Source organism: Halogeometricum sp. S1BR25-6, from assembly GCF_031624495.1.
GTDB lineage: Archaea > Halobacteriota > Halobacteria > Halobacteriales > Haloferacaceae > Halogeometricum > Halogeometricum salsisoli.
The window spans coordinates 782,015-808,869 of record NZ_JAMQOP010000002.1 but is presented as its reverse complement, the minus strand read 5'-3'; the positions used below and the strand labels follow the sequence as shown (position 1 = coordinate 808,869).

General features: G+C 69.1%; 24 protein-coding genes. 13 read left to right on the top strand and 11 right to left on the bottom strand.

From position 1 onward, the window contains the following. Window positions 1-287 precede the first annotated feature (287 nt). The 3 genes from NDI76_RS14225 to NDI76_RS14215 all read left to right on the top strand — a co-directional run bounded on the left by NDI76_RS14225 (window position 288) and on the right by NDI76_RS14215 (window position 3,633). Complete coding sequence (locus NDI76_RS14225; RefSeq protein WP_425498370.1) at window positions 288-1,685, top strand: FAD-binding oxidoreductase; 1,398 nt, start codon at window positions 288-290, stop codon at window positions 1,683-1,685. Between the two features lie 174 nt (window positions 1,686-1,859). Beyond that, the gene (locus NDI76_RS14220; RefSeq protein ID WP_310924745.1) at window positions 1,860-2,618 is read left to right on the top strand and encodes a coenzyme F420-0:L-glutamate ligase; all 759 of its coding nucleotides are present in this window, start codon (window positions 1,860-1,862) and stop codon (window positions 2,616-2,618) included. Then, window positions 2,611-3,633 carry a 5,10-methylenetetrahydromethanopterin reductase gene (locus tag NDI76_RS14215; protein ID WP_310924744.1) on the top strand — a complete coding sequence of 341 codons (1,023 nt, stop codon included), beginning with the start codon at window positions 2,611-2,613 and terminating at the stop codon, window positions 3,631-3,633. Before NDI76_RS14220 ends, NDI76_RS14215 begins: the two co-directional genes overlap by 8 nt. On the opposite strand, the gene NDI76_RS14210 is transcribed toward NDI76_RS14215, so the two are convergent. Continuing rightward, a complete protein-coding gene (locus NDI76_RS14210) occupies window positions 3,599-3,844 on the bottom strand; it encodes a DUF8024 family protein (protein ID WP_310924743.1) in 246 nt (81 codons plus the stop codon). The genes NDI76_RS14215 and NDI76_RS14210 overlap by 35 nt on opposite strands. A gap of 118 nt (window positions 3,845-3,962) precedes the next feature. On the opposite strand from NDI76_RS14210, the gene NDI76_RS14205 reads away from it, so the two are divergent. Both NDI76_RS14205 and NDI76_RS14200 read left to right on the top strand, forming a co-directional pair. Beyond that, window positions 3,963-4,268 carry a DUF7573 domain-containing protein gene (locus tag NDI76_RS14205; RefSeq protein WP_310924742.1) on the top strand — a complete coding sequence of 102 codons (306 nt, stop codon included), beginning with the start codon at window positions 3,963-3,965 and terminating at the stop codon, window positions 4,266-4,268. A gap of 65 nt (window positions 4,269-4,333) precedes the next feature. Beyond that, complete coding sequence (locus tag NDI76_RS14200) at window positions 4,334-4,576, top strand: hypothetical protein (protein WP_310924741.1); 243 nt, start codon at window positions 4,334-4,336, stop codon at window positions 4,574-4,576. A 151-nt stretch (window positions 4,577-4,727) separates the two neighbouring features. Here NDI76_RS14200 and mutL read toward each other — a convergent pair whose 3' ends face one another. Together mutL and mutS are read right to left on the bottom strand one after the other, a co-directional pair. After that, window positions 4,728-6,482, bottom strand: coding sequence for a DNA mismatch repair endonuclease MutL (gene mutL, locus NDI76_RS14195; protein WP_310924740.1), 1,755 nt, complete (start codon window positions 6,480-6,482; stop codon window positions 4,728-4,730). After that, the gene (mutS, locus tag NDI76_RS14190; RefSeq protein ID WP_425498369.1) at window positions 6,454-9,294 is read right to left on the bottom strand and encodes a DNA mismatch repair protein MutS; all 2,841 of its coding nucleotides are present in this window, start codon (window positions 9,292-9,294) and stop codon (window positions 6,454-6,456) included. Before mutS ends, mutL begins: the two co-directional genes overlap by 29 nt. Window positions 9,295-9,489: 195 nt before the next feature. Here mutS and NDI76_RS14185 point away from each other — a divergent pair, with 195 nt between their 5' ends. The 4 genes from NDI76_RS14185 (at window position 9,490) to yciH (ending at window position 14,193) form a co-directional block, all read left to right on the top strand. Next, window positions 9,490-10,464 (top strand): AAA family ATPase, encoded by a 975-nt coding sequence (locus NDI76_RS14185; protein ID WP_310924739.1) that lies wholly within the window; start codon window positions 9,490-9,492, stop codon window positions 10,462-10,464. Window positions 10,465-10,468: 4 nt separating this feature from the next. Beyond that, window positions 10,469-11,506: a DUF58 domain-containing protein gene (locus NDI76_RS14180; RefSeq protein WP_310924738.1), complete on the top strand. Its 1,038-nt coding sequence runs from the start codon at window positions 10,469-10,471 to the stop codon at window positions 11,504-11,506. Then, complete coding sequence (locus NDI76_RS14175; RefSeq protein ID WP_310924737.1) at window positions 11,503-13,749, top strand: transglutaminase TgpA family protein; 2,247 nt, start codon at window positions 11,503-11,505, stop codon at window positions 13,747-13,749. Before NDI76_RS14180 ends, NDI76_RS14175 begins: the two co-directional genes overlap by 4 nt. 150 nt (window positions 13,750-13,899) lie before the next feature. Further along, window positions 13,900-14,193, top strand: coding sequence for a stress response translation initiation inhibitor YciH (gene yciH, locus NDI76_RS14170; RefSeq protein ID WP_008384152.1), 294 nt, complete (start codon window positions 13,900-13,902; stop codon window positions 14,191-14,193). A 90-nt stretch (window positions 14,194-14,283) separates the two neighbouring features. On the opposite strand, the gene NDI76_RS14165 is transcribed toward yciH, so the two are convergent. The 8 genes from NDI76_RS14165 to NDI76_RS14130 all read right to left on the bottom strand — a co-directional run bounded on the left by NDI76_RS14165 (window position 14,284) and on the right by NDI76_RS14130 (window position 23,018). Continuing rightward, window positions 14,284-14,646 carry a rhodanese-like domain-containing protein gene (locus NDI76_RS14165; protein WP_310924736.1) on the bottom strand — a complete coding sequence of 121 codons (363 nt, stop codon included), beginning with the start codon at window positions 14,644-14,646 and terminating at the stop codon, window positions 14,284-14,286. 55 nt (window positions 14,647-14,701) lie between these two features. Next, window positions 14,702-15,265, bottom strand: a complete 564-nt coding sequence (locus tag NDI76_RS14160; RefSeq protein ID WP_310924735.1) for an NUDIX hydrolase — start codon at window positions 15,263-15,265, stop codon at window positions 14,702-14,704. Window positions 15,266-15,316: 51 nt separating this feature from the next. Continuing rightward, entirely contained in the window at window positions 15,317-15,796 is a 480-nt protein-coding gene (locus tag NDI76_RS14155) for a DUF5809 family protein (protein WP_310924734.1), read from the bottom strand. A 74-nt stretch (window positions 15,797-15,870) separates the two neighbouring features. Further along, on the bottom strand, window positions 15,871-16,362 hold the full coding sequence (locus NDI76_RS14150; protein WP_310924733.1) for a DUF5810 domain-containing protein: 492 nt from the start codon (window positions 16,360-16,362) through the stop codon (window positions 15,871-15,873). 151 nt (window positions 16,363-16,513) lie between these two features. Next, the gene (locus NDI76_RS14145) at window positions 16,514-16,888 is read right to left on the bottom strand and encodes a HalOD1 output domain-containing protein (protein WP_310924732.1); all 375 of its coding nucleotides are present in this window, start codon (window positions 16,886-16,888) and stop codon (window positions 16,514-16,516) included. A gap of 125 nt (window positions 16,889-17,013) precedes the next feature. Beyond that, window positions 17,014-20,187, bottom strand: a complete 3,174-nt coding sequence (locus NDI76_RS14140; protein ID WP_310924731.1) for a bacterio-opsin activator domain-containing protein — start codon at window positions 20,185-20,187, stop codon at window positions 17,014-17,016. Between the two features lie 147 nt (window positions 20,188-20,334). Continuing rightward, window positions 20,335-20,796 carry a ribosomal protein S18-alanine N-acetyltransferase gene (gene rimI / locus NDI76_RS14135; RefSeq protein ID WP_310924975.1) on the bottom strand — a complete coding sequence of 154 codons (462 nt, stop codon included), beginning with the start codon at window positions 20,794-20,796 and terminating at the stop codon, window positions 20,335-20,337. 242 nt (window positions 20,797-21,038) lie between these two features. Beyond that, window positions 21,039-23,018, bottom strand: a complete 1,980-nt coding sequence (locus NDI76_RS14130) for an aconitate hydratase (protein ID WP_310924730.1) — start codon at window positions 23,016-23,018, stop codon at window positions 21,039-21,041. A gap of 109 nt (window positions 23,019-23,127) precedes the next feature. Here NDI76_RS14130 and NDI76_RS14125 point away from each other — a divergent pair, with 109 nt between their 5' ends. The 4 genes from NDI76_RS14125 to NDI76_RS14110 all read left to right on the top strand — a co-directional run bounded on the left by NDI76_RS14125 (window position 23,128) and on the right by NDI76_RS14110 (window position 26,841). Further along, a complete protein-coding gene (locus tag NDI76_RS14125; RefSeq protein WP_310924729.1) occupies window positions 23,128-23,823 on the top strand; it encodes a deoxyuridine 5'-triphosphate nucleotidohydrolase in 696 nt (231 codons plus the stop codon). Between the two features lie 53 nt (window positions 23,824-23,876). Further along, window positions 23,877-24,929: a PAS domain-containing sensor histidine kinase gene (locus NDI76_RS14120; protein WP_310924728.1), complete on the top strand. Its 1,053-nt coding sequence runs from the start codon at window positions 23,877-23,879 to the stop codon at window positions 24,927-24,929. Between the two features lie 106 nt (window positions 24,930-25,035). Then, on the top strand, window positions 25,036-26,265 hold the full coding sequence (gene pan2, locus NDI76_RS14115) for a proteasome-activating nucleotidase Pan2 (protein ID WP_310924727.1): 1,230 nt from the start codon (window positions 25,036-25,038) through the stop codon (window positions 26,263-26,265). Between the two features lie 105 nt (window positions 26,266-26,370). After that, on the top strand, window positions 26,371-26,841 hold the full coding sequence (locus NDI76_RS14110) for a pyruvoyl-dependent arginine decarboxylase (RefSeq protein WP_310924725.1): 471 nt from the start codon (window positions 26,371-26,373) through the stop codon (window positions 26,839-26,841). Window positions 26,842-26,855: the final 14 nt, after the last annotated feature.

Sequence of the window (26,855 nt, the reverse complement as noted above, 5' to 3'; positions counted from 1 at the left end):
GGCGGGACCCGTCCGACGAGACGCCCGCGAGTTCCGCGGTTCGCTCGATTCAGTTCTGTTTAAATAACCGGCCACTGATAATTCGGCGAGACCTGCTGAATAGAAGAGAAGAGTCGGTCACGGTCTCAACGCCCACAGTGACGGAATGACTCGGTGCAGAGCGGGTATCTCTCGTGACTCGGAAGATTTCACCCGGAGAATCGAGATAGAGGATATAAAGACTATACTCAATAATCGTGATGAACTACTTATACTCACGTCACGTATGTCACCTCGGAGAATTTGTCGTGGCAATTCACGCCAGTCCGTTAGACGATAGTATAGTAGCAGAACTAGAGACGGGCTTCCGCGGCAGACTCCTCACATCGGAGACTGAGGAGTACGAAGAAGCCCGGACGGTCTGGAACGCCATGATCGACCGGCGGCCCGCGCTGATCGCCCAGTGTGCGGGCGTCGCCGACGTCATCGCGGCGGTGAACTTCGCCCGCGAGCAGGGTGTGCCCATCGCGGTGAAGGGCGCGGGTCACAACATCGCCGGGAACGCCATCGTCGACGACGGTCTCGTGATCGACCTCTCGCCCATGAAGTCTATCCGCATCGACCCGGAGGCGAATACCGCACGGGTCGAACCGGGCGTGATACTCGCGGAGTTCGACCACGAGGCGCAGGCGTTCGGTCTCGCCACGCCCGTCGGATACAATTCGACGACGGGCATCTCCGGCTTGACGCTCGGCGGGGGTTTCGGATGGCTCTCCCGTCGGTACGGTCTGACCGCCGACAACCTCCGCGGAGCGGACGTGGTCACGGCCGACGGTCGTCTCGTCCACGCCAGCGAGGACGAGAACTCCGACCTCTTCTGGGGGCTCCGGGGCGGTGGCGGCAACTTCGGTGTCGTCACGTCCTTCGAGTTCGACCTCCACGAGGTCGGTCCCGAGGTGCTCTCGGGGCTGATCGTCCATCCGTTCGACGACACGGCCGAGGTGATGGCGGCCTACCGCGAGTTCGTCGCCGACGCCCCCGACGAGGTCACCGCCTGGATGGTCATCAGGCACGCGCCACCACTCCCGTTCATCCCGGAGGAGTGGCACGGTAAGATGGTGCTCGTAGTCGGAGTCTACTACGACGGCACCCTGGCCGACGGCGAAACAGCCCTGCAACCGCTGCGGGATATCGGCGATCCCATCGCCGACGTCATCGGACCTCACTCGTACGCTGGCTGGCAGCAGGGGTTCGACGGCCTGCTCACCCCCGGAGCGCGGAACTACTGGAAGTCCCACAACTTCGTCGAGTTCACCGACGGGATGATCGACACCTTCGTGACGTACGGCGAGTCGCTGCCCACGCCGGAGAGTGAGATTGCCATCGCCCAACTCGGCGGTGCGATCAACGACGTACCCGTGGGCGCGACGGCGTACCCCCACCGGAACGCGGAGTTCCTCATGAACCTCCACACGCGCTGGACCGACCCGGCCCAAGACGACGAGTGCATCGCCTGGACCCGTGAGCTTCACGAAGCGATGGCCCCTCACGCCACCGGCGGCGTCTACGTCAATTTCATTCCCGAGGAGGCGGGCGAGGAGCGCGCCGCCTACCGCGAGAATTACGACCGGCTCGTGGAACTGAAGCGGAAGTACGACCCGGACAACCTGTTCCACCGGAATCAGAACGTCGCGCCGACTGCCTGATCCGGTCGCCGAACTGGTCAACACCGACCGTCTTATCTGCTGAATACAGAGGTTGTATTCGGCACGCGCATTCTGTCAGGACGCGCGGACTTCAACGGCGCTGGCGACTCCAAGGAACCGGCTGCACTCACCAACATCTGTCCGCTTTTTACGTCCCCGCGCCGACCGACGAGCATGGAACTGTTCGCCGTCCCCGACGTGCCGGAGGTCCGGCCGGGCGACGACCTCGCGGCGACGATTCGCGACCGGGTCGACCTGCGGGAGGAGGACGTGGTCTGCGTCGCCTCGACGGTCGTCTCGAAGGCCGAGGGCAGACTGTTCGACTTGGATGACTTCCCGGCGGGACCGCGCGCCCGCGAGATAGCCGCCGACTTAGAGGAAGCGACCGGCGAGGAGAAGGACCCGCGCTTCGCGCAGGCCGTCCTCGAAGAGAGCGTCGACCTGCTGATGGAGTCGCCCTTTCTCCTCACCGAGACGCGCTTCGGCCACGTCGGCGTCAACGCCGGCATCGACCGCTCGAACGTCGCCGACAACGACCTGCTGCTCCTGCCGGAGCGACCGTCCGAGAGCGCCGCGCGACTCCGCGCGGACCTGCCCGCGGACAGGGTCATCGTTACCGACACCTGCGGGCGGCCGTTCCGCCACGGGCAACGCGGCGTCGCCCTCGGGTGGGCCGGAATGTCCGCGTCCAGAGACTGGCGCGGGGAGTCCGACCGCGACGGCCGCGAACTCGGCGTGACCGTCGAGAGCGTCGTGGACGAACTCGCCGCGGCCGCGAACCTCCTCGTCGGCGAGGGCGACGGCGGCACGCCCGTCGTCGTCGTTCGGGACTTCGAGTGGGGCGACCACGACGGCAGCGACAACCTCTACCGGGAGATAGAGGGAGACTTCGTCCGGCAGGCCGTGCGCGCCTGGGAGCACGACGATGCGTGAAGATACCGATGGCGACGGCGACGGGGACGCCGGCGCTCCCACCCTCGGCGTCGAACTGACGCCCGAGCACCCCGTCCCCGAAGTCGTTCGACGCGGCGTCCTCGCCGAGGAGGCGGGCTACGACGCGGCGTTCGTCTCCTGTCACTACAACAACCGCGACCCGTTCGCCGTCCTCGCGCGCCTCGCGGGCGAGACGGAGTCGATTCGGCTCGGTCCCGGCGTCGCCAACCCCTACGAGATGCACCCCGTCACGCTGGCGACGAAGACGGCCACCGTCGCGGAACTCTCCGAGGGCCGCGCCGCCTTCGGCATCGGGCCGGGGGACAAATCCACCCTCCGAAACCTCGGTATCGACGACGAGCGCGGTCTGCGCTCCGTCTTGGAGGCGTTCAAAATCGCACAGCGCATCTGGGACGGCGAGCGCGTCAGCCACGACGGGGCGTTCGAGGCGAACGACGCGGGCGTGAACTTCGAGGTACCCGGCGAGATACCCGTCTACGTCGGCGGCGAGGGGCCGCACATGTGCCGGATGGCGGGCAAGCACGCCGACGGCTTGCTGTTCAACGGCTCGCACCCCGACGACGTGGCGTGGGCCAGAGACCGGGTCGAGGAGGGAATCGAGGACCGTCCCGACTCCCGGGGCGAGTTCGAACTCCTCGCGTACGCCAGCGTGAGCGTCGGAACCGACCGCGAGGCGGCGAGAGAGGCGGCCCGCCCGCCGGTGGCCTTCATCACCGCCGGGGCGGCGCCGCCGGTGCTCGACAGACACGGGATAGACGACTCGCTCGCGGGAGACATCGGCGAGAAGATTTCGGCGGGCGAGTTCTCCGAGGCGTTCGGCCTCGTGACGCCCGCGATGATAGACGCTTTCGCGATGGCCGGCACCGAAGAAGCGGTCGCGGACCGGATGGAGGCGGTGTTCGAACACGTCGACGGCGTGGTCGTCGGGTCGCCGCTCGGACCGGACCCCGACGAGGCGATCAGACTCGCTGCTTCGGCTTCGCGTCGTCGGTAGCGCTCGACCCCATCCCGGTGAGCGCGTTCACCGCCGCGCCGAGGACGAGGTAGCCGAAGACGAGGCTCGAGACGCCGACCAGCGCGGCCCCCATCAGGAAGATGACGGCGCTGATCACGTCGCCAGCGAGGAAGATGTCGAAGACGAACGTCGTGATGAGATCGAGGACGCTGAGGAGCAACTCGACGACGAAGTCGATGACTGTGACCATACGCCTCGTTTGGAGCCCCCGTACTTGTGTGTTGAGGATTCGCGTGCGTCGCCGCCCGAACCCGTCCGTCCCGCGCGGGGTCGGTACGGCTAAGGCCGGGCGTCCGCTCCTTCGGGACGTGACACGAGACCGCTCGCTGGACGACTTCGTGGGCGGCGGCGAGGACGAGGAGCGCGAGGACGCCGGCAGTGACGGCGACGAGAATGCCGACGACGAGAACGACGACGTGACCGCCGAAGAAGCCGAGTCAGGTGCCGTCGCCGACTCGGAGCGGACTTCGCCAACCACCGAGGACGTCGACCCCGCGGTCGGAACCTACCGCTGGCACCCCGACGGCGTCGTCTGCGCCGCCTGCGGAGAGACGGTTCCTCGACTCTGGTTCGACGACGGCGAACAGGTGTGCGCCGACTGTAAGGAGTGGTGAGTCGGGGTCGGCCCCGATGGAAGGAACGTTGACGCCTTAGACGGTCGACACGACTGTCGAGATGGATGCTCACTGATGTCCTCTCCTCGCCGTTCGCCGCCGCGCATCTTCTGATGCTGGCGCTACTCGGCTACTGGGCCTCCCTCGACGCCGACGCGCGCGGGAGCGACGCGGCGCCGTTGTGGGCACTTGGGTCCGTCGTCGTCCAACCGCTGGTCTTCGGGTACCTCCTCTACCGGAGCGAAATCGGCGGCCGTCCCGTTCCGACTCTCGGCGGCCCTGTTCGGCATCCCGTGGCTCTCGGTTGACTATCCGTTCGACCCCTCCGCTATCTTCTCTCCCTCGCGGCGGGCGGCGTTCTCGGGTATTGGCTCGTCTGGCGGGACGGCTGGGGGCGTCTCCGCCGCGAGTTCGGGTGGTTCACCTCGAAGAGACGCCGGGTCGCTGACTTCTCGAAGTTCAGTCCATCCGCGTCGCCCGCCGCTCGAACCCGCGGACGAACGTCTCCTCTTCTATCGAGAGCACCGTCGGCCGGCCGTGCGGGCAGGCGTACGGCGCCTCGCAGGTACCTAATCGTTCGACGAGTCGCGTCGCCTCCTCCGAACTGAGTTCGTCGCCGGCCTTCAGCGACGGGTGGCAGGCGAGGTCCTTCAGGAGGCGGTCGGTGGCGTCCGCGGGCGCCTCTCCGCCCCTGAGCGCGTCGAGGGCGTCGCGGACGCTCGCCGGCGCGGCGGCCCGGCCCATCGGCGCGGGTACGGCGCTCACCCGGACGGTGCCGCCGCCGAACGGGTCGACGGCGAATCCCAGTTTAGTGAGTTCCTCGCGCCACTCGTCGGCCGCGGCGGCCTGCGCGGGCGACAGCGAGACGGTCGCCGGCGGGTCCACGTCCGCCGACTCGACGGGGGTGTCCGTCTCCGCTCCGCCGCCGCCGTCTTTGGCGGCCCGCAGGCGTTCATAGTTCACTCGCTCGTGCGCCGCGTGCTGGTCTATCACAAGGAGGTCGTCGTCGGCCTCGCAGAGCAGGTAGAGTTCGCGGAACTGCCCGATGACGCGCACGCCGTCGAATCTGGACTCCTCGCCGTCGGCCGGTTCCAAGGTCGAATCGAGGTCCATCGCCACCTCCTCGCTCCGGCGCAAATCGGCCGTCGAGAGGGCGTCGCGCACCGACTCTCGGACGGCGTCTTCGACCGCCCGGTGCGCGCGGAGGCGCACTTCGCGCTTGGCCGGGTGGACGTTGTGGTCGCACCAGTGTGCCGGCAGTGAGACGGAGACGACGGCGACGGGCGCGCGGTCGTCGGGCAACAAGTCGCCGTAGCCCGCGACGACGGCGCGGCGGAGCGCCTCCGAGGGGAACGCGCGGCCGTTCACCGCGGTGTAGACGTGGTCTCGACGGGCGCGGGTGACCGACGGATGCGCGAGCAGTCCCTCGATTCGGACCGTAACCTCCTCGCCGTCGTCCTCGACCGTCCGCTCGGACTCGAACGTCGTGCTCCGCCCGGCCACGTCGCGGTCGTAGACGCCGAGGACGGCGTCGGCGTAGTCACCGCTGCCCGACGTGGAGAACACCTCGCGGCCGCGCCGGCCGTCGGGCGACTCCGACTCCCCTGCCGCTTCGTGGACCAACGAGAACGCCACGTCCGGGCGCGCGAGGGCGTAGCGGGAGACGGCGTCGGAGACCCGGGCGAACTCGGCGCGCGAGGAGGCGAGCGACCGTCTGCGGGCGGGCATCTCTGCGAACAGGTCTCGGACCTCGACGGTCGCCCCGCGCGCCCGCCCCGCGGGTTCGACGCGCTTCTCGCCGTCGACGACGACGCGCGTCCCGCGCGCGCCGCCGTCGTTCGTCACGAGTTCGAGCGTTCCGGCCGCGGCGATGCTCGGGAGCGCCTCGCCCCGAAAGCCGAGCGTCGACACCCTCTGCAGGTCGGCGGCGTCGCCGAGTTTGCTCGTCGTGTGCCGGTCGACGGCGCGGGCGGCGTTCGCCTCGCTCATCCCCCGGCCGTCGTCGCGGACCCGGAGCAGGGGCGTGCCGTCGCCGACGACGGTCACTTCTATCCGCGAGGCACCGGCGTCGAGGGCGTTCTCCACGAGTTCCACCACCGCGTCCTCGGGGCGCGTGACGACTTCGCCGGCGGCGATGCTCGCCACCGTCTCCTCGTCCAACGCGCGGACGCGTTCGGCTTCGGTTTCAGTCTCGGTTTCGGTCTCTCTCGTCAAGTCTCTGTTTCAGTTCGTCGAGGGCGTTCAGAGCCTCCAGCGGCGTCGTCTTGGCGACGTTCAGCGCGCGGAGGTCCGCGAGCACGTCGGCCGCCGCGTCGGTCGTCGACGGTCCGTCCGCCGCGTCGTCGGACTCGATGCCGTCGACGTAGGCGGCGAGGGTTCCCTCGGAGGCCCGGCCGTTCGCCGACGCTTGGGCGTCGGCGGGGGTAGCGCTTTCGCCGGTCGAGGCGTCGTCGTCCGGAGACCCCCGCGCCTCGTCCCCGTCGGACCCTCCGTCGCCGTCCGCGTCGGCCGGCGTCGCGTCCTCGCCCTCGCGGACGTACTCGCGGGCGCGTTCGACCACCGCCGGCGGTACGCCCGCCAGTTCGGCCACTTCGACGCCGTACGAGGAGGAGGAGGCGCCGTCGGCGACGCGGTGCAGGAACGTCACGTCCGGATTCCCGTCGCTCCCCTCGGTCTTCTCGACGGTGAAGTGGAGGTTGAACGCGTTCGGGAGGTCCTCGACCAGTTCCGTGAGGTCGTGGTAGTGGGTGGCGAAGAGCGTCGTCGCGCCCACCTCGTCGTGGATGAACTCCGTCGTCGCGCGGGCGATGGCGAGACCGTCCGTCGTCGACGTCCCCCGCCCCACCTCGTCGAGGAGAACCAGCGACTCCTCGGTGGCGTCGTGGAGGATGTCGGTCAACTCGGCCATCTCGCGCATGAACGTCGACTGCCCGCCCGCGATGTCGTCGGAGGCGCCGACGCGGGTGAAGATTCTGTCGAGAATGGGGAGTCGGGCCTCCCGCGCCGGGACGAAGCTTCCGGCCTGCGCGAGGACGGCTATCAGCGCCACCTGCCGCATGTACGTCGACTTCCCGCTCATGTTCGGGCCGGTGATGACCGCCACCGACCCGCGGGAGAAGTCCGCCGGGTTCGGGACGAACTCCCCACCCGTGCGCTCGACGACCGGGTGCCGCCCGGCCTCGATTTCCACCGCGTCGGCGCCCATCTCGGGGCGCACGTAGTCGTTGGCCGCGGCGACGGCGGCGAACGATGCCAGCACGTCCAGCGTCGCGAGCGAGTCCGCCAGCGTTTGGAGGCGCTCTCCCTCCTCGGCCACGTCGGCGCGGACCTCGGCGAAAACCTCGTACTCTAAGGCATCGGCTCGCTCCGACGCCGAGAGAATCTCGTCCTCGCGGCGCTTCAACTCGGGCGTGTAGAAGCGCTCGGAGTTCTTCAGCGTCTGCCGGCGCGTGTAGTCGTCCGGTACCCGGTCGAGGTTCGGGTTCGTCACCTCGATGTAGTAGCCGTGGACCTGCGTGTAGCCCACGTCCAGCGAGTCGATGCCGGTCCGCTCTCGCTCCCGTTCTTCGAGGTTCGACACCCACTCGCGCCCCTCGCGTTCGGCGGCGCGCACCTCGTCGAGTTCGGCGTCGAACCCCTCGCAGATTACGCCCCCCTCGGTAATCTCCTGCGGCGGGTCGGCCCGAATCGCCTCGCCCACCAGTTCGCGCACGTCGGCGAGTTCGTCCAGCGAGTCCCGCAGGTCCCGGAGGGGGTCGCTCTCCACCTCCGAGAGCGCCGCCTTCACCTCCGGAACGGCGTCGAGCGTGTTCTTCAGGGCGCGCAGGTCGCGGGCGTCCGCTCGCTCGCGCGAGACGCGCGAGACGAGGCGTTCGAGGTCGTACACCTCCGAGAGATGCTCCCGCACCGTCTCGCGGGCCATCGGCCGGTCTAAGAGTTCCGCGACGGCGTCGTGTCGCCGCCGAATCTCCCGTTCGCCGACCGACGGGCGGCGGAGCCACGAGACGAGTCGACGACGGCCGAGGGCGCAGGCCGTCTCGTCCATCACCTCCAGAAGGGTGTCTCCGGACCGCGGACTTCGCGACTCGAACAGTTCGAGGCTTCGGATGGCCGTCGCGTCCAGTTGCAGCGACCGCTCGGGGTCGTACCGGCGGACGCGGGAGACGTATTCGAGTGGGCCGTCGCCGCCCTGCGTGTACTCCGCGTAGTCGAGGAGGCCGCCGACGGCGCGGCGTTCCGCCTCGCTCCCGACGACCGAGTCGGGCGCGGCGACGTACGCCGAGAGCGTTTCTCGGGCGGCGTCGGCCTCGAACGTCCCGGGGTCGGCGTCGGTCACCATCGTCTCGAAGCCGAGGTCGAAGTCGGGCGCGTCGGGCGCGCGGAGCAGTTCCGCGGGCGCGAGGCGGTCCAGTTCCTCGCTCATCCGCTCTTCCGCGCCGCTCGTCACCTGACACTCGCCCGTCGACACGTCGACGGTGGCCAGGGCCGTCTCGTCGCCGGACCCGGCCACCGCGCCGAGGTACGTCGCCGTCGCGTCCGACAGCAGTTCGTCGTCGACGACGGTACCGGGGGTGATGACCTGCGTCACCGCCCGGTCCACCAGTCCCGACGCCTCGGACGCCTCTTCGATTTGGTCGGCGATGGCGACGCGGTAGTCCGCTTCGAGGAGGGCTTCGAGGTACGACGCGGCGTTGTCGATGGGAATCCCCGCCATCGGGTACGTCCCCGTCGAGTCCTCGCGCTTGGTCAGCGTCACCTCGCAGACGCGAGCCACCTCCTCTGCGGCCTCGCAGAACGCCTCGTAGAAGTCTCCCACCTGAAACAGGACGACTGCGTCGGGGTGGGCCACACAGAGGTCGAGATACTGCGACAGCATCGGCGTGAGTTCCTCCCGGACGTCGAGCATCGTGCGCGGCGGTCCCTCCGGTCGCGGGGCGTCGTCCCGGCCGTCCGCCGCGTCGGGGTCGGGGTCGCTCCCGTCCGACGCCTCGGGGTCCGACGTCTCCGTCCCGTCCGCGTGTTCCATGTACCGTAGAGGGCGACCGACGGACAAAAGCGGACGGGAAACCGCCGCGACCGGCGGGCGAACCGGTCACACCCAGCAAAGTTACGTGCGCCCGGTCCCTACCCGTGTCCGTGTGCGTGCGAATCGGTGTCGGGGACTCTCACGGGGATGCGAGAGTTCCGCTGCCGGTTCGACCGCCTTCTCAACCCTTGATACATGACCGACGCAGACGCAGTACCTGACTCGAAACCGGAGGCAACAGCCGCCTCTCCGCTCCCGGTCGAGGAGGCCGCCGACCTCGCGACCCGGATCACGGAGAACGTCGAACGCGTCATCGTCGGCCAACGGGACGCCATCGAGAACATTCTCATCGCCGTCCTCGCCCGGGGTCATCTGCTCTTAGAGGACGTGCCCGGCGTGGGGAAGACGATGCTCGCGCGGTCCGTCGCGGTGTCGCTCGGCGGGTCGTTCAAACGCGTGCAGTTCACGCCGGACCTCCTCCCCTCCGACGTGACCGGGGTGAACGTGTTCAACCAGCAGACCCGCGAGTTCGAGTTTCAGCAGGGTCCCGTCTTCGCCAACGTCGTCCTCGGCGACGAGATAAACCGCGCGCCGCCGAAGACGCAGGCCTCCCTCCTCGAAGTGATGGAAGAAGAGCAGGTGACCGTCGACGGGACGACCCGGAAGGTGCCGAACCCGTTCACGGTCATCGCCACCCAGAACGACGTCGAACCCGGTCGGACGTACGAACTGCCCATCGCCGAGATAGACCGATTCATGAAGAAGATACGACTGGGCTACCCCTCCGAGGCCGACGAGACGGAACTGCTCGGCCGCGTCACCGGCGACCACCCCATCGACTCGCTGGACCCCGTCGCCACCGTCGACGACGTGCTGCAGGCCCGCCGGACCGTCTCGCAGGTGACGGTTCGCGAACCCGTCCGCGCCTACGTCTCCCGCCTCGCGGGCTACACGCGCCAGCACGCCCAACTCGGCGCGAGTCCGCGCGGCGCAATCGCCCTCGTCCGCGCCGCCCAGGCCCGCGCCGTCTTCGAGGGCCGCGACTACGTCGTCCCCGACGACGTGCAGACCGAGGCGCCGAGCGTCTGGGCGCACCGCGTCCGAACCGACGGGGACGACACCGGCGCTTCGGTCGTCGACCGCGCCCTCGACGCGGTGGCGGTCGAGTAGCGCCATGCGGCTGACTCGACGCGGGTACGCGGTCTGCGCCGTGGTCGCCGTCGGCTTCGCCCTCGGCCTCCGCTTCGGCCCGCGCGCGCTCAACGCCTTCGTCCTTCCGACCGGCGTCGCCCTCGCGGCCGCACTCCTGCAGGTCCGCCTCGCCGCGACGCCGACCGTCGAGCGGACGCTCCCCGCCGACGGCTTCCCCGACGAGACCGGCGAGGTCACGCTCTCGTTCGACGTCAACCGCCCGTACCCGGCGCGCGTCGTCGACTCGCTCCCGCCCGGCGTCGACGGCGACGCCGAGGTGGAGACGCTCGTCGGCGGCGACCCCGTCTCCTACGAGGTGACCTACCGCTCGCGCGGCGAGCACCGACTCGGCCCCGTCGCCGTCGTCGCCACCGACGTGCTCGGGTTGGCCGAACGGGAACTCGTCGTCTCGGGCACCGACGCCGTGTTGGTGTTCCCCCGCGTCCGTCACCTCTCGACCGGGGCCCGGAACGACCTCCGAGCGCTGCGCGACGCCGAGTTCTCCTCGCGCCGCGAGGAGTTCGACCGACTCCGCGAGTACGTCCGCGGGGACTCCCTGCGCGACGTGCACTGGAAGTCCTCGGCGAAGCGCGGCGACCTCATCGTCAAGGAGTTCGTCGCCGAAGCGGACGCCTCCGCGGTCCGCGTCGCCGCCGGCGGCGCGCGCGACGCCGCCGACGAGATGGCCGAGGCCGCGGCGACGCTCTGTTTAGCCTTCGTCCGGTTGGGCGTCCCCGTCACGCTATCGACGCCGAACGGTGTCGTCGAGGCGGCCGCGGGCGACGACGCGCCGCTCTTAGAACACCTCGCCCGCGCCGGGGCCGGTCCCGTCCCCGACGAGGGGGCGGACGTGGTCGTCCGGGCGGACGAGTCGGCCACCCGCGTCCGCTTCGGCGACACCGAGACGACGTTCGACCGCCTCGTCGTCGCGGAGTCGACCCGCTCGGTCGACCCCGGCGAGCGACGGACGCCCCCCGCCGCGGAGTCGGCCGACGAGCGAACGGAGGGGGCACTCGCGTGAGCGCCGACGCCGAGACCGCCCCCGAGACGGGGGCCGCAAGCCGGTTCGACGGACTCCTCAACTCGGAACGCACCTCCCGAGCCGTCGCCCTGCTCGGCGTTCTCGTCCTCACGTGGTCGTACGTGAGCGTCCTGTTCTACGTCACGGACGTGGTGGGCGGCCGTTCGCGGCTCATCGCCGTCGTCGTCGGGTCGCTGCTCCTCGCCACCGTCGTGGGCTCGTTCGTGGGTCTCAGAACCGCCGTCGCCGTCACCGGCGCCCTCCTCGCGGGCGGGTTCGCCGTCTACGTGTTGGCGCTGCCGCAGAGCCAACTGCAACTGCTGACCCCCGACCGCCTCCTCTCGGACACCGTCGCGCTGCTCACCGGACTCTCCATCCTGCGTCTCACCGGCGCGGGCGTCTGGGCGATGGCCGTCGCGCCGGGGCCGGTGTTCCTCTCGTGGTATCTCGCCGTTCGCCGCCGCTACGTCGGCGCCGTCGCCGTCGGCGGCGTCGCCCTCGGTCTGTTCGTCCTCACGGGCGACGCCGGGCAGGTGGCCACGCTCGTCGGCGTCACTGGCGGCGCGGTGACCGTCGCGGCGGCGACGCTGGACCGCTACGGCGCGGGCGTCGCCCAGTTGGACGTGCTGACGATGGTGCTGGCGGCGATGATCGTGCTCTCGGCGACGGTGTCCGTCGTCCCCGGCGCGGGCGCCGCGCCCCTACTCCCGAACCGCGGGTCGCCGACCGTCGAGGGGAGCCTCGTCGACGCGCAGGACCGACTGAACGTCGTCGGCAGCATCAGGCTCTCCCCGCAGGTTCGATTCACGGTCGACAGCCCGGAACCCTCCTACTGGCAGACGGCCGCCTACGACCGCTACACCGGCGACGGCTGGGTCAGGACGGGCAACGCGAACCCCTACGAGGGCCAGTTACGCGGGCCTCCCGGCGCCTCCCGGACCGTCCAACAGCAGGTCACCGCCGAGGGCTCGCTGTCTATCGTTCCAGCGGCGTGGAAACCCGTCGGTCTCCAGGGCCCCGCCGCCGAGAACGCCGAGGTGACGACGCAGGGCAACCTCCGCCCGACGGTGTCGCTGCGGCCGGGGGAGTCCTACCGCGTCACCAGCGAGGTACCCCTCCACACGACCGAGCAACTGCGCCGCTCCGGCACCGACTACCCCGACGAGATAGAGGAGCGCTACCTCCAACTCCCCGACAGCACCTCCGACCGGGTGCGAGAGCGGGCCGCGCAGGTCGCCGGCGGCGAGGACAACCCCTACGACAAGGCCGCCGCCGTCGAGGAGTATCTGGAGTCCGAGAAGCGCTACTCGCTGTCGGTGCCGGAGCCGTCGGGCGACATCGCCGACTCGTTCCTGTTCGAGATGGACGCGGGCTACTGCACCTACTACGCGACGACGATGGTCGCAATGCTCAGAGCGCAGGACGTGCCCGCGCGACTCGTCACGGGTTACACGACGGGTCAACAGGTCGCGGAGGACGAGTACGTCGTCCGCGGCCTCGACGCCCACGCGTGGGTGCAGGTGTACTTCGAGGACGTGGGCTGGGTTCGGTTCGACCCGACGCCGGGCGGTCCCCGTGAGACGGCCGAGAACGCCCGCCTCGCGGAGGCCAGACAGAACGGCCAGACCGGCGTCGACGTGGAGTCCTCAGAGGAGACGGCGACGCCGACGCCCACCCCGACGCCGACGGCCGAAACGAGCGACGGCGGCGCCGACGGAAACAGCACGCCGGCCGATTCGAGCGCCGTCGCCCCCGGCGTCGTCACGACGCCGGGCGACGGGTCGATTCCCGGCGTCGGCGCGACGACCACCGCCGACGGCGGCGGGTCGCCGATTCCCGACCTGCCGCCGCGGCGGACGTTCCTCGTCGGACTCGTCGCCGCCGTCGGCCTCGTCGCCGGCGCGCGGCGGGCGGGTCTCACCGCCCGCGCGTACCGGGCGCTGTGGCTCCGCTACGGGGGCGGCGGGCAGACCCCCGACGACGACGCGGTTCGGGCGTACCGACGGCTGGAGTACCTGCTCGAACGGGAGCACCGGCCGCGACGGACGGGCGAGACGCCGCGGACGTACCTCCGCTCGCTCTCTCGGGTCGGCCTCGACGACGAGGCGGTCCGGGTCGGCGAGGCGTACGAGCGCGCCCGCTACGGCGACGGCGTCTCGCGCGCGGAGGCCGACGAGGCCGTCGCCGTCGTGGACCGTCTGGTGCGCGAGTCCACGCCGGTCGTCGGCCGACTGTTCCGCTGAGCGGAGGTGAGAGCGGTTCGGGCCGTTCTCCGCTCCGGCCGCCGTCCCGTCGTTCGCTCGACCCGCCGAATTCGCAGGCGGGGACGGCCGTGCGCGCCGAGCGAACTCCCGATACTGTTTAATATCCCCATCTTGTACGTTCAGCCTGTAATGTCGGAAGTCTGCTCGACGTGCGGGCTCCCTGAGGAACTCTGCGTCTGCGAAGACGTCGCCAAAGAGTCCCAGGAGATCACCATCCGCATCGACGAGCGCCGCTACGGAAAAGAGGTAACGGTCATCGAAGGGTTCGACCCGCGAGACGTCGATATGGACAGCCTGTCCTCCGACCTGAAGTCGAAGTTCGCCTGCGGCGGGACGGTGGAGGACGGTTCTATCGAACTCCAAGGCAACCACACCGGCCGCGTGGAGGATTTCCTCCGCAACAAGGGCTTCAACGTCGCCTGACCGTTACCCTCTCGGACTCCGTGCGATTCGATTCTCCGTATTTCGCCGCCGCGAGCGACGGCCTCGGTCGGACGGGTCGGTAACTAGAACCTAGAACGGCGCATCCGGCCCCTCGTCGGCCGAGGCGCTGTCGGACTCGGAGGCGTCGAGCGGACCCTCCCACGCTTCGAGGCCACCGCGCATGCTCTCGACGCGGGCGTCGGCGGTTCCCTCGTACGACCCGATGAGACGGGCGGCCTGCACGCTCGCCTTCCCGTGCGGGCAGACGGTGACGATGCGCTCTTCGCCCTCGAAGTCGGCGACCCGGTCGGGTAACTCCGCGAACGGCACGTTTTCGCTGTCGGGGATGTGGCCGCGGGCGAACGCGTCCGGCGACCGGATGTCCACGACGCGCGGGGCGTCCGCGCCGTCGAGCAGCGATTCGACTTCCGCGGGGTCTATCTCGTCGTCCACGTCGGGGCAGAGCGGACGCCGAGAGATAAGCGTGCGGGTGGGGCGCGGGCGTCGGCTAAAGTAATCCGTCCTCGTGTGCGAGGAGGACGCCCTCTATCGTCGCGTCGTTCGTCGGGTCCGCCCGCGCCACCTCCAGAGCGTCCGCGACGGGCACCGACCGGACCGACAGGAACTCGTTATCGTCCAACTCCCGGCCGACGGGCGAGAGGCCCTCGCAGAACACGAACGCGCGGCGGTGCCGGAGCAGGCCCGTCGAACACCAGAAGTCCTCGACGAGCGAACTGCTCGACGCCTCGAACCCCGTCTCCTCGCGGAGTTCGCGCTCGGCCGCCTGCGTGTACGACTCCCCGCCCTCGACGATACCGGCGGGCAGTTCCAACTGCGTCTCCCGGACCGTCGGGCGGTACTGTTCGACGAACACCATCTGGTCGTCCTGCACGGCGACGACGACGACGGCCGAGGCGAGTTCCGCCCAGTAGTAGCGCTTCGTGCTCCCGTTCGGTTGCTCGACGAGGTCGTACCCGCCGGTGAACCACCCCGTCTCGTACTCGACTTCGGTCTCCAGGACGGGCCACTCCGGGTCGGGCAACTCCTCGTGTCGGCGTCCGTCTCCGTTCATCGTGCGACGGTGCGGTCGCTCGCGGCTTAACTCTCCGGACCGTTCGCTTCCTTACTCCTCCCCGCTCTCGACACCTTCTCCCGCGGCCTCTCCGTCTTCTTCCCCTCCCCCGTCCTCGAACCGAGGCCGGTAGAGCCGCGAGAACGCCTGCCGTCGAAGGGTTCCGACGGCCGCCTCCCTCTCGTTCTGGTACGTCGCGGCGACGGCTTCCTTCGCGAAGGGGGCGGCGTGCCAGACGACGCGGTCGACGTTCGGACTGCCCACCTCCGTCACCTCGTACTCGGGGTGTTCGTCGGTCCACGCCTCGAACTCCTCGCGCGTGCCGATTCGAACGCGCAGTCGGTCGGCGAACAGGACGTTCCGCGCCGTCTCCACCACGTCGCCCGTGACCCGCTCTCGGTACTCCTCGCGGTCGAACGACATCGCTTTGGCCGCCTCGCGGACGACCTGCTGGGCGGTCGGTCCGGCCGACTCGAACGCTTCGCGCGCCTCCTCCTCGCTCTCGGGGGCGAACGAACCCTCTGTCTCCATGGTCGTCGAATCCCGCCGAGAAGTGGAACCGCTTTCGGTCGCCGGCGCGTCAGGTTCGGGTTCGGTCGGTCGCGTCACGCCGACTCGTCGCCGTCGCCGTCGCCGCCCGCATCCGCGTCTGCGTCCGAATCGGCCGCTCCGTCTCCCTCTCCGTCGGCGTCACCCTCGCCGAGCATCTCGCGGGTCATCTCCCGCGCCTCGTCGAGGACCGCCTGCGCCTCGGCGTCGAGCGCTCCGGCGCCGCGCTCTCGGGCGCTCGCGGCGTCGACGCGCTCGTTCGCGCCGGTGCTCGCGCTCTCCTCTTCGAACAGCGAGTCGCCGTCGTGCGCGTGTCCGGCGTGGTCGTGGACGGTGTCTTCGAACACCGTTTCGTAGGGTGCCTCTTCGGCGAGTTCGGTCACCCGCGGGGCGAGTTCCGCGGTCCCCGCCGCCGACCACTCGGGCACGTGTTCGTCCAGCCACGACTCGTGCTCGTCGGCGTGGGTCATCGCGGTGAACGCCATATGGTCAGCTAAGTGCTCTCCGTCCTGTTGCGGTACGTCGCAGACGGGACACGCGTAGCCCATGCTCGTCGGTTGGGCGTCGCAGTACAAGGGTCGTGCGGTCGATTGTTCGGTCGCGCGGTCGGTGCCCGGTGAATCGTGTTCTCCCCTTTCCCTTCTTCCCCCGTGCTCCCCCCGGAGCGTCAGCGGGTGGGGACGCGAATGCGAATCCGGTTCAGGCTTCGCTCGCCGAGGTCGGGTCCTCGACGACGACGACGCCGTCCTCGGATATCGTGACGTTGTAGCCCACGTACGTGAAGCGCACGCGGGACGGCGACGCGCCCTCGTCGGCGGTCGGGTGACCGCCGTCGGTCGCGGGGCGACCGCGGTTGCGCGTCGGCGCGAACAGCGACTCCAGTGCGTCGGGGTCGACGACGCTCCCGACCGGCGGGAGCGTCATGGCATCGTCCGGATTTCCGGTCCACGCCTCGGCGGCGGCGCGGGCGATTGTGACTGCGAGGCAGTCTCCGCCGTCCCAGTCGTGCTCGACGACTATCTTGGACGTTTCGTTCAGTCTCGGTTCCGCCTCGTGCGTCATTGCGTCATCCATGGTTCTCTCGTCGGCCCCCACGCCGACATCTTACTGTTAGGGTCTCGGGTAATAGTCTTCCCTACTACTATAGTACAGTACTCGTCAGTGATGACCCTATTCGAATAGTATCCCTCCTTCGACGCTCACTCTAACACGAGTTCGAGCAGTTTCCGTTCGGCCGTTCGCAGGTGGTACTGGAAGGTGGGCGAGGAGATCTCGAACGCCTCCGCGAGCGTCGAGACGGACGTTTTCCGGGGCCACTGGTAGAGACCGCCGTGGAGGGCGGCCGAGATAGCCTCGCGCTGACGCTCGGTCCACACCTCCTCGAGGCGGGCGCGGAAGCCCTGTCTCGTCTCCGGCGCTTGAGTCACGGTTCGTCGGGCGGCGAGCGACGTCCCCGGGTGGGCGGCGTCGAACGTCTCGACGACCGACCTGACGCTCACGTCGGAGGGTATCGTCAGCGTCACCGTGCAGACGTTACCGTCGGCCCGCATCTCGTGGAGTCGCCCCCGCTTCGTATACAGCGTCTCGAACGGCGTCGTGTCCGTCGGTCGAATCTCGTAGAGGTGCTCCTCGTCGTCCTCGTCGGTCAGTTCGCGGACGACGGTTCCCGCCGGGAGCGCCTCCGCCGCCGCCTCCCGGGGAGCGACGGTTCGGACGAACGCACGGTACTCGCCTTCCGTCGTCGGGACGACGCCCGTCACCGTCGCCGGGTGCCCCGTCGCCTCCGAGAGGCGAATGAGGAAGTGTCGGTCGTCGCGTATCTCCAACTCGACCTCCGTCTGCTGGTTGCCGAGGATAGGCTGGGACCGACCCAGTTGGTCGATGACGGCGCCGAGCGTCTCGCCCAACTCGACGAGCACGTCGCCGTCCTCGCCGACGAACGTCTCCGGACGCGTGCCGTGGACCACGAGGAGTCTGTCCTCGCCGGCGGGAACGACGGCGAGCGACCGGAACCCCCGCGAGAGCGCATCGCGCCGGTGTGGTTCCCACGCGGGGTCGTCGAGCACGTCGTCGACGACGGCGCGGCGGCCGGTCGAGGCGACCTGCGAGAGCAACTCGGGGAACGGCGTCGTCCGCGCGATTTCTGGGAGGCGCGCCGCGTAGCCGTCCTCGACGCCCGCCGTCGTCACGGGCGTTATCGAGGGCTCGTCCCCGGCGCCCGACTCGCGGTACTCGCAGAGCCACGCGAACTGGTACGGTTCGGCCTCGACGAGTCGTTCGCACGCCCGCGCCGTCGCCTCCTCCATCGTCGCCGCGTGGACGACCGAGCGGGTCACCCCCCGGACCGTTCGGTTGATGCGGTTCAGTTGCGTCAGCCGCTCGTTCTGCTGGCCGAGGCGCTGGTCCCTGTCACGGAGCGCCTCCTTCGCCTCGACGCTCCCGAGCAGTTCGCTCGTCGTCGCCGCCAGCAGTCTGAGCACCTCCCGGTCGGTCTCCCACCGCGTCGACTCGGCGGTGCGCTCGACGGCGAGGACGCCGTACTGGCCGACCGGGGCGAACTCGACGACGTCACCGTCCGCCTCCGTCCGCGCCGTCCGCTCCTCGGTGAAGGCGACCCAACAGGGGTCCTCGCCGGGGTCGACCGACCCGCGGTGCAGGCGGTCGGAGCCCTCCCGGCGGACGAGTCGCCGCGTCGCGGCCTCGTAGTCGAAGAACGCCGCGCGGCACGGCCCGAACAGTTCGTGACTGGCTTCGAGCACGCGTCCGATGACGTCGCCGACGCCGTCGGCCTGCGCGATTTCGCGCGTCCACTCGTGCAGCGTCGTGAGCGAGCGCTCGCGGTGCTGTCTGTCGGTCACGTCGCGGACGACGCCCACCGTGCCGACGAACTGGCCGGTGTCCTCCTCGACGATGGCCGAGAAGTTCGATTCGACCCACATCTCCCCGCCGCCGTCGAGTTCGACCTTGAACTCCATTCGCTGAGCCTCGCCCGTCTCCGCGGCTCGCTGTCTCCTCTCCGCTCCGGCTTCGAGTGCCTCCTCGCCGATGAACTCGGAGGCGTGCGTCCCGATGAGTTCCTCGGGGTCCCAGCCGAACATCTCCGCGAACGCGGCGTTGGCCTGCACGACGTTCTGGTCGGCGTCGAGGGCGTACACGCCGTCGGTGGCCGCTTCGACCATCCGCTCGTACCGCAGCAGTTCCATCTCTCGTTCGGCCCGGTCGGTCACGTCGGCGAAGTAGACCGAGAGACCGGCCGAGGAGGGGTACGCTTCCACCTCGTACCACCGGTCGTGCGGGGGGTAGTACGACTCGAACGACACCGTCTCGCCCGTCTTCAGCGCCTCCTCGAACTGGTCGCGGAACGGTTCGGACTCCTCGCCGAACGCGTCCCAGAACTGCCGGTCGACGAGTTCGTCGCGCGGCGCGTCCAGCAGTCGCTCCGCCTCCGGGTTCGCGTAGGTGACGCGCCACTCCTCGTCGACGCCGAGCAGTCCCTGGTCCATCCGTACGAACGTCTCCTCCAGCGTCGTCCGCAGCGTCTCCCGTTCGAGCACCGCGGCGATGAGCGCGGCGACGTTCTCAACGAAGCGGACGTCCGTCCCGTCGAACGCGCCGGGCGACGGACTGTGGACCGAGAGCACGCCCCACGGGTCGTTGGCGCCGCCGACGACGACGTTCAGTTCGCTCCGCGCGTCGAAGTTCGCGGTCAGCGCCGTCTCGCCGCCCGTCAGGTCGTTCTCCACGACGGACCGGCGCTCCGAGAGGGCCCGTCCCGGCCCGGAGTCGAGACCGACGGCGACGCCGCCGACGTACGCCCGCGGCCACCCCTCGGCGGCGACGACCGAGAGGTCGTCGCGTTCGAGACGCGAGCGGAAGAGCGCCACCCTATCGACGCCGAGAGCGTCGGAAACGCAGCGAATCGTCTCCTCGAACACCTCCTCGCGCGCCGGTCCGGAGAGGGCGAACGCTCCGAGGTCCGACAGCGCCTGCTGCTGTCTGTCCAGTCGCGCGCGCTTCCGGTCGGTGCGGTAGGAGTCGGCGGCGGTGCGCACCCGGTACGCCAGCCACTTCGCCTCCGCCTCCGTCCCGCAGACGGCGAGGTAGTCCGCGACGCCGGCCGAGAGGGCTATCTCGGCGAGTCCGTCGTCGTCCTCGTCGATGAGTAGGACGGGCGCCGCGACGGACGCCGGGTCGAACGTCGCCGTGACCGCGCCTCGCGACGCGAGCACGCAGTCGACCGTGTCGTCGAACGAGGCGGCGGCCGGGTCGAGACCGTACTCCAGCGTCACGGCGTCGAACGCCGACTCGAAGCCGTCGATGTCGAACGCCTCGGGGAGGGCGCCGACGACGCAGACGGTGTACGAATCGCTCACTGGCGGGTACTCGTGACCGAGAAGTATCACCCTGTCGCAGGACGGGACGGTCGTCGAACGCGGCGGTGGGGAAGAGAGCGGAGGCGGTGGAGAGGAGAGCGGAGGCGGAGGGGGGAGAACCGGGACGGCGGTCCGAACGACCGCGCCTCAGCCGTGCCACTCGCTCAGGTCGAGCATCATGAGGTAGGCGTCCTCGCCGTCGGCGTAGTACGAGGGGACCCGCTGAGCGGGGTCGAACCCGACGTCCCGGTACAGCGACAACGCCGGGTCGTTCCCGACGCGAACTTCGAGTTTGACGACGGCGGCCCCCGAGAACGACAGCGAGAGGAGTCCGCGCCGGAGGAGGCACCGCCCGAGGCCGAGGCCGCGCGCCTCGGGGGCGACGGCGATGTCCTTGACGTGGCCGATGTCGCGGCCGTGGTTCGGCATCACGTCGGCGACGACGTAGCCGACGACGCTCCCTTCCCGTTCGGCGACGAGAAAGCCAGGTTCCTCGAGGAACGACTCGAACGCCGTGTACGGCCACGGCTCCGTGAAACAGCGCTTCTCGATGCGAAGCACGTCCAGCAGGTCCGCGCGCTCCGCCCCGCGGACCGTCACGTCCGCCAGCGGGCCGTTCGCCGTCGCGTCGGCGTCCGTCGCGCCGTCGGCCGTCCCGCCGTTCGGTTCGGGGGTTCCCTCGCTCACTCCCTGTGGATAGAACGGGCTCGCGCAAAAATGCGCTGGTCGGTCGCACCGAACGCGTTCGCGATGCGTCGCGGCCGGGGAACTCCCGCGACGGCCGGCGTCGCCGCTCTCGGTCGCGGGGGTCAAAAAAGAACGGCGTGTCGGCGTACCGGACCGATCAGTCCTCAGTCGTCGGCGGGCGTCGCGCCGCTACCGTCCTCTTCGGCGTACTGCTCCTTCGTGAGGCGGAGCTTACCGCCGGCCGCGAGGATACGGCGCTCGCGTTCGGAGGCGTTGAGCGTCGCGGTGGCCTCCCAGTCGTCGTTCACGCGGACGGTGAACTCGTCCTCGCCGGCGTTGACGGCCTCTGCGACGTCGGTGACGACTTCGATGTCGTCGCCCTGCTCTATCTTCTCGTAGGTCTCTTCGTCGATGGCGAGCGGCAGGATGCCGAAGTTGAACAGGTTCGCCTTGTGGATGCGGGCGAACGACTGCGCCAGCACGGCCTCGATGCCGAGGAACTGCGGGCACATGGCGGCGTGCTCGCGCGAGGAGCCCTGACCGTAGTTCTCGCCGGCGACGAGGACGCCGCCGTCCGAGTCCATCGCTCGCTGCGCGAACGTGTCGTCGACGCGCGAGAGCGTGAACTCCGAGAGCTTCTCGATGTTCGAGCGGAACTTGAGGATGTCCGAGGTGGCCGGGATGATGTGGTCCGTGGTGATGTTGTCCTCCATCTTCAGGAGGGCCTCACCGCGGATGTCGGCCTCAAGCGGCTCGCCGATGGGCGCGTTACCGATGTTCGGACCCTTGATGAGTTCGTCGTCGACGGCCTCGTCGGGCGAGATGAGGTCGGCCTTCGAGCCGTCGTACTTGTCGGGCAGTTCGATGCCGGGCGCTTCCATGTCACCGAGTTCGTCGGCGAGGTCGCGCGGGTCGACGATTTCGCCCTTCAGCGCCGCGGCGGCGGCGACTTCCGGCGAGCAGAGGTAGACGGAGTCGTCCTCGATGCCGGAGCGACCCTCGAAGTTCCGGTTGAACGTCCGCAGCGAGACGGAGTCGGAGGCCGGAACGTGACCGATGCCGATGCAGGCACCGCACGTCGCCTCGGAGAAGTTGACCCCGGCGGCCATCATCTCGGCGGTCCAACCCTGTCGCGCGAGAATCTCGGAGGCCTGCTTCGAACCGGGCGCGACGATCATCTCGGTCTTCTTGTTGACCTCGCGGTCCTCGAGCATCTTCGCGGCCGGGAGGATGTCCTCGTAGCCGCCGTTCGTACAGGAACCGACGATGACCTGGTCGACCGACTCGCCCGCGACTTCGCTGACGGGCACGACGTTGTCGGGCATCGACGGCTTGGCGATGAGGGGTTCGAGGTCCGAGAGGTCGACCGTGATCTGGTCGGCGTACTCGGCGTCCTCGTCGGGCGAGAGCTCGACGTACTCGTCCTCGCGGTCCTGCCGGGCGAGGTAGTCCTTCGTCTTCTCGTCCGTGCCGAAGATGGAGGACGTCGCGCCGAGTTCCGTACCCATGTTGGTGATGGTCGTCCGCTCGGGGACGGTCAGCGAGTCCGCGCCGGGACCGGTGTACTCGAACACCTTGCCGACGCCGCCCTTCACGGAGAGCTCGCGGAGCAGGTGGAGGATAACGTCCTTCGCGGTGGCCCACTCGGGGAGTTCACCTTCGAGGCGGATGTTGACGACCTCCGGCATCTCGACGTAGTAGGCGCCGCCGCCCATGGCGACGGAGATGTCGAGACCGCCGGCGCCGATGGCGAGTTCGCCGAGACCGCCGGGCGTCGGCGTGTGCGAGTCCGACCCGAGGAGCGTCTTGCCGGGCGCGGCGAAGTTCTCCTTGTGGACGTTGTGGCAGATACCGTTGCCGGGGCGCGAGAAGTGCGCGCCGTACGTGCCCGCCGCCGAACGGAGGAAGCGGTGGTCGTCGGTGTTCTTGAAGTCGAACTGGTAGGTCTGGTGGTCGCAGTACTGCGCCGCCAGTTCCGTCTGGATTTCGTCGAGTTCGAGCGCCTCGAACTGAAGCCAGACCATCGTCCCAGTCGTGTCCTGTGTCAGGACCTGATCGATCTCGATTCCGATCTCCTCTCCGGGTTCGAGTTCCCCTTCGACGAGGTGATCGTCGAGAATTTTCTCCGTAAGCGTCTGTCCCATATCGTCCTAATTTCGACCGTCTACGATTATAAATCCCGCGTGTTTGAGGTCGGAGGTATGTCCCTTATACGCATATTCAATCCGCCTTAGATAATGATGAACGTACGCGTTGACGGGCGATACTGACTCGCTGGCGCGAACGTTTCTCGCCCCCGAAATCAGCATCGTCGGCGCTACCGCGGCCAAACTGTCCGTACGTTGTCACCGTTCCGCGGGGGGAGAACACCCGGAATCTCCGCTCGCGATTCGACGGCTACGGACCGGTCGCACCACGTCCCCGCCCGGCGCGGAACGACAGCGCTTTGCGTCTCCTCGAACGCTCCCCGGTATGTTCCGTTCAGGCGCGTTCGTCGCCGACCACGTCGAACCGACGGCCGACTCGCAGGTCCAACCGAACGGCGTCGACCTGACGCTGGAGTCGGTGCTCGAACAGGTCTCGCCGGGGCGACTGGGCGTCGACGGGAAGCGAATCGGGGACCGCGAGTCCGTCTCCCTCGACGACGGCGTCTACGTCCTCCCGCCGGGCGGGTACGTCCTCCAGTACGCCGAGACGATAGCCATCCCCGAGGGGCACGTCGGGTTTCTCTACCCCCGGTCGTCGCTCATGCGCAACTCCTGCATGCTCAACACGGCCGTCTGGGACGCCGGATACGAGGGGCGGGGGGAGGGTCTGTTGCAGGTCCACTACGACGTCGAACTCGAACCCGGCGCGCGCGTCGCTCAACTGGTCCTCGCGCGGGCGAATCACGACGGCGTGTACGACGGAAGCTACCAGGGCGAACGCGTCGGTTCCACCGAAAGATAGATTCGGGTCTGCCTCCTCGGTACGTTCGTTCCCCGATAGGTACGAACCGTGATATGAATTCGCTCCCGCCCGAAGTCTACCCGCTGATACTCCACGAGACGCCGAACCCGACGGTGGTGACCGACGAGTCGTTCGCCATCGTCGACGTGAATCAGGCCTGCTTGGAGTTCACCGGCTACTCCCGCGAGGAGATGCTCGGGACCCTCCCGCTGTTTCTCGTGAACGACCCCCAGACGTACGAGGCGATGACCGCCCGCCTCGCTGTCGGCGAACCGTGGGAGGGGGAGCTGGAGGCGGTCACGAAGTCCGGCGAACGCGCCTACGGCCGCGGGACGACGTTTCCGCTCGTCGACGACGGCGAACTGGTCGGCTACACGGGCATCTTCATCGACCTCTCGGCGCGGCGCCGGAGCGAGCAGACGGTCAGCGTGCTGAACCGGGTGCTCAGACACAACGTCCGGAACGACGCGAACGTCGTCGGCGGCGTGCTCTCGACGGTGCGGGACGCCGTCCCGGCCGAGGAGCGCGAACTCGTCGACCAGGCGATACGCCGCGTCGACCGACTGCTCGAACGCGCCGAGACGGCCCGCGACCTGCACGAACTCCTCGAACGCTCCTCGTCGGCGCTCGTTCCGGTCGACCTCACTGCGACGGTGGAGGCGGTCGTCGACGACGTCGGGGGCGGGGGGCAGGCGACGCACGCGGTGCGCGCCGACGAGGCCACCTTCCACCTCGACCTCCCCGACTCCCCTCTCTGGGTGCTCGCGGACGAGGCGCTTCCCCGCGCTGTCGGCGCCGTCGTCGAGAACGCCGTCGAGTACAACGACGCCGAGGAAGCGACGGTGTGGCTGTCGGCGACGGCGACGGACGCGGCGGTGACGCTGACCGTCGAGGACGACGGACTGGGTATCGACGCCGACCGCTCGGAGTATCTGTTCGGCCGCACCGAAGAGTCCCAACTCAGGCACGGACAGGGACTCAGCCTCTTTTTCGTCGACCGACTGCTGGCGTTCTACGGCGGGTCAGTGCGCTATCGGCCGCGCGACCCGACGGGCAGCGCCTTCGAACTTCGGTTCCGGCGGACCGACTCCCCCGCCGGAGACTGAGACACCACTTGTGGGTTTCGGCCGTTCGCTCCCGGAGACGGGCGGTCACAAAACCTCCGGGGTACCCAAAGGCACATTTATGCGCACCTCCAAGCCTCGATAGCAGATGTCTAGAAGCCCCTCGCTTCCCGAACGTCCTCGGCTCGACCTCGACCCCGAGATGTCGGACGCCGAACGGCTGTCTGCGCTCCGGCAGCATTTCGAGCGTCTCACCGAGGTCAACCGAGAACTCGACGACCGCCTCTCGGAGGCGACAGACCGTCGGGACGACCTACAAGACGAGGTCGACCAACTGAAGCGTCGCAACGAGACGCTGAAGACCTCCTCGCTGTACATCGCGACGGTCGAGGAGGTCACCGACGACGGCGTCGTCATCAAGCAACACGGCAACAACCAGGAGGTTCTCACCGACACCTCCCCGCACCTCGAATCGCAGGTTGAGGCGGGCGACCGGGTGGCCATCAACGACTCGTTCGCCATCCAGTCCGTCCTCGACGACGAGACGGACTCGCGCGCGCAGGCGATGGAGGTGGACGCCTCCCCCGACGTGACGTACGACGACATCGGCGGCATCGACGAGCAGGTCCGCGAGGTCCGCGAGGCCGTCGAGGACCCCCTCACGAACCCCGAGATGTTCGAGAAGGTCGGCGTCGAACCGCCGTCCGGCGTCCTCCTGCACGGCCCGCCAGGTACCGGGAAGACGATGCTGGCGAAGGCCGTCGCGAACGAGACGGACGCGACGTTCATCAAGATGGCCGGCTCCGAACTCGTCCGGAAGTTCATCGGCGAGGGCTCGCGCCTCGTCCGCGACCTCTTCGAACTCGCGGCCGACCGCGAACCCGCCGTCATCTTCATCGACGAGATAGACGCCGTCGCCTCGAAGCGCACGGACTCGAAGACGTCCGGCGACGCCGAGGTCCAGCGCACGATGATGCAACTGCTGTCCGAGATGGACGGCTTCGACGACCGCGGCGAGATTCGCATCATCGCGGCGACGAACCGCTTCGACATGCTGGACGAGGCCATCCTCCGGCCGGGCCGCTTCGACCGCCTCATCGAGGTGCCGAACCCCGGCCCCGAGGGTCGCGTGAAGATTCTGGAGATTCACACCAAGGAGATGAACGTCGCCGACGGCGTGGACTTCGAGGAACTCGCCGAGGAACTCGACGGCTACTCCGGCGCCGACATCGCCTCGCTGACGACGGAAGCGGGCATGTACGCCATCCGCGACGAACGCACCGAGGTCCGCCGCGAGGACTTCGACGACGCCCTCGAGAAACTGCGCGACTCCGAGGAGTCGACCTCGATTCCCGGTCTCACCGACTACCAGTACTGACGCCGACGCGAGACGCCCGAGGGGCACTTCGCGGCCGCGCCGCGCGCGGCCCGCGTCGACCGGCGTTCCGTAACCCCTTATTCTCCGCGGCGACGTTCTCCGACGATGAGCACCATCTACGTCGTCCGCGGCGTGGGTACCGCCCCCACGAAGATGGCGTCCTACGACGCCGCCCTCGCGGCGGCCAACGTCCACAACTACAACCTCGTCGCCGTCTCCTCGGTCATCCCCGCGGAGGCGACGGTCGAAGCGGTCGACGCCGCCCCGGACCTCGGACCGGCGGGCAACCGACTCACCGTCGTCCAGGCGCGGGCGACCACCGGCGGCGTGGGCACCGTTTCGGCGGGTCTCGGGTGGACGACCGGTCCCGGTCCGGGCCTGTTCTACGAGGCGTCCGGCGAGAACCCCGACGCGGTCCGCCGCGCCGTCGAGGAGGGTCTCGACGCGGGTCGCGGCCTCCGCGAGTGGACGTTCGAGGACGAACGCGTCTCGTTGGCGACCGCCGAGAACGACGGCGAGGGCTACACCACCGCCGTCGCACTCGCCGCCTACGGACGGAGCGAGTCCATCCTTTAGTCCGAGTTCCGACG

Excerpts from the sequence above, each read along its gene's own strand:
- NDI76_RS14220 (WP_310924745.1), top strand. The coding sequence starts at position 1,860 with ATGGAACTGTTCGCCGTCCCCGACGTGCCGGAGGTCCGGCCGGGCGAC.
- pan2 (WP_310924727.1), top strand. The coding sequence starts at position 25,036 with ATGTCTAGAAGCCCCTCGCTTCCCGAACGTCCTCGGCTCGACCTCGAC.
- NDI76_RS14145 (WP_310924732.1), bottom strand. The coding sequence starts at position 16,888 with ATGGATGACGCAATGACGCACGAGGCGGAACCGAGACTGAACGAAACG.
- NDI76_RS14120 (WP_310924728.1), top strand. The coding sequence starts at position 23,877 with ATGAATTCGCTCCCGCCCGAAGTCTACCCGCTGATACTCCACGAGACG.
- NDI76_RS14185 (WP_310924739.1), top strand. The coding sequence starts at position 9,490 with ATGACCGACGCAGACGCAGTACCTGACTCGAAACCGGAGGCAACAGCC.
- NDI76_RS14155 (WP_310924734.1), bottom strand. The coding sequence starts at position 15,796 with ATGGAGACAGAGGGTTCGTTCGCCCCCGAGAGCGAGGAGGAGGCGCGC.
- NDI76_RS14150 (WP_310924733.1), bottom strand. The coding sequence starts at position 16,362 with ATGGGCTACGCGTGTCCCGTCTGCGACGTACCGCAACAGGACGGAGAG.
- mutS (WP_425498369.1), bottom strand. The coding sequence starts at position 9,294 with ATGGAACACGCGGACGGGACGGAGACGTCGGACCCCGAGGCGTCGGAC.
- yciH (WP_008384152.1), top strand. The coding sequence starts at position 13,900 with ATGTCGGAAGTCTGCTCGACGTGCGGGCTCCCTGAGGAACTCTGCGTC.
- NDI76_RS14110 (WP_310924725.1), top strand. The coding sequence starts at position 26,371 with ATGAGCACCATCTACGTCGTCCGCGGCGTGGGTACCGCCCCCACGAAG.
- NDI76_RS14180 (WP_310924738.1), top strand. The coding sequence starts at position 10,469 with ATGCGGCTGACTCGACGCGGGTACGCGGTCTGCGCCGTGGTCGCCGTC.
- NDI76_RS14210 (WP_310924743.1), bottom strand. The coding sequence starts at position 3,844 with ATGGTCACAGTCATCGACTTCGTCGTCGAGTTGCTCCTCAGCGTCCTC.
- NDI76_RS14215 (WP_310924744.1), top strand. The coding sequence starts at position 2,611 with ATGCGTGAAGATACCGATGGCGACGGCGACGGGGACGCCGGCGCTCCC.
- NDI76_RS14130 (WP_310924730.1), bottom strand. The coding sequence starts at position 23,018 with ATGGGACAGACGCTTACGGAGAAAATTCTCGACGATCACCTCGTCGAA.
- NDI76_RS14200 (WP_310924741.1), top strand. The coding sequence starts at position 4,334 with ATGCTCACTGATGTCCTCTCCTCGCCGTTCGCCGCCGCGCATCTTCTG.
- NDI76_RS14160 (WP_310924735.1), bottom strand. The coding sequence starts at position 15,265 with ATGAACGGAGACGGACGCCGACACGAGGAGTTGCCCGACCCGGAGTGG.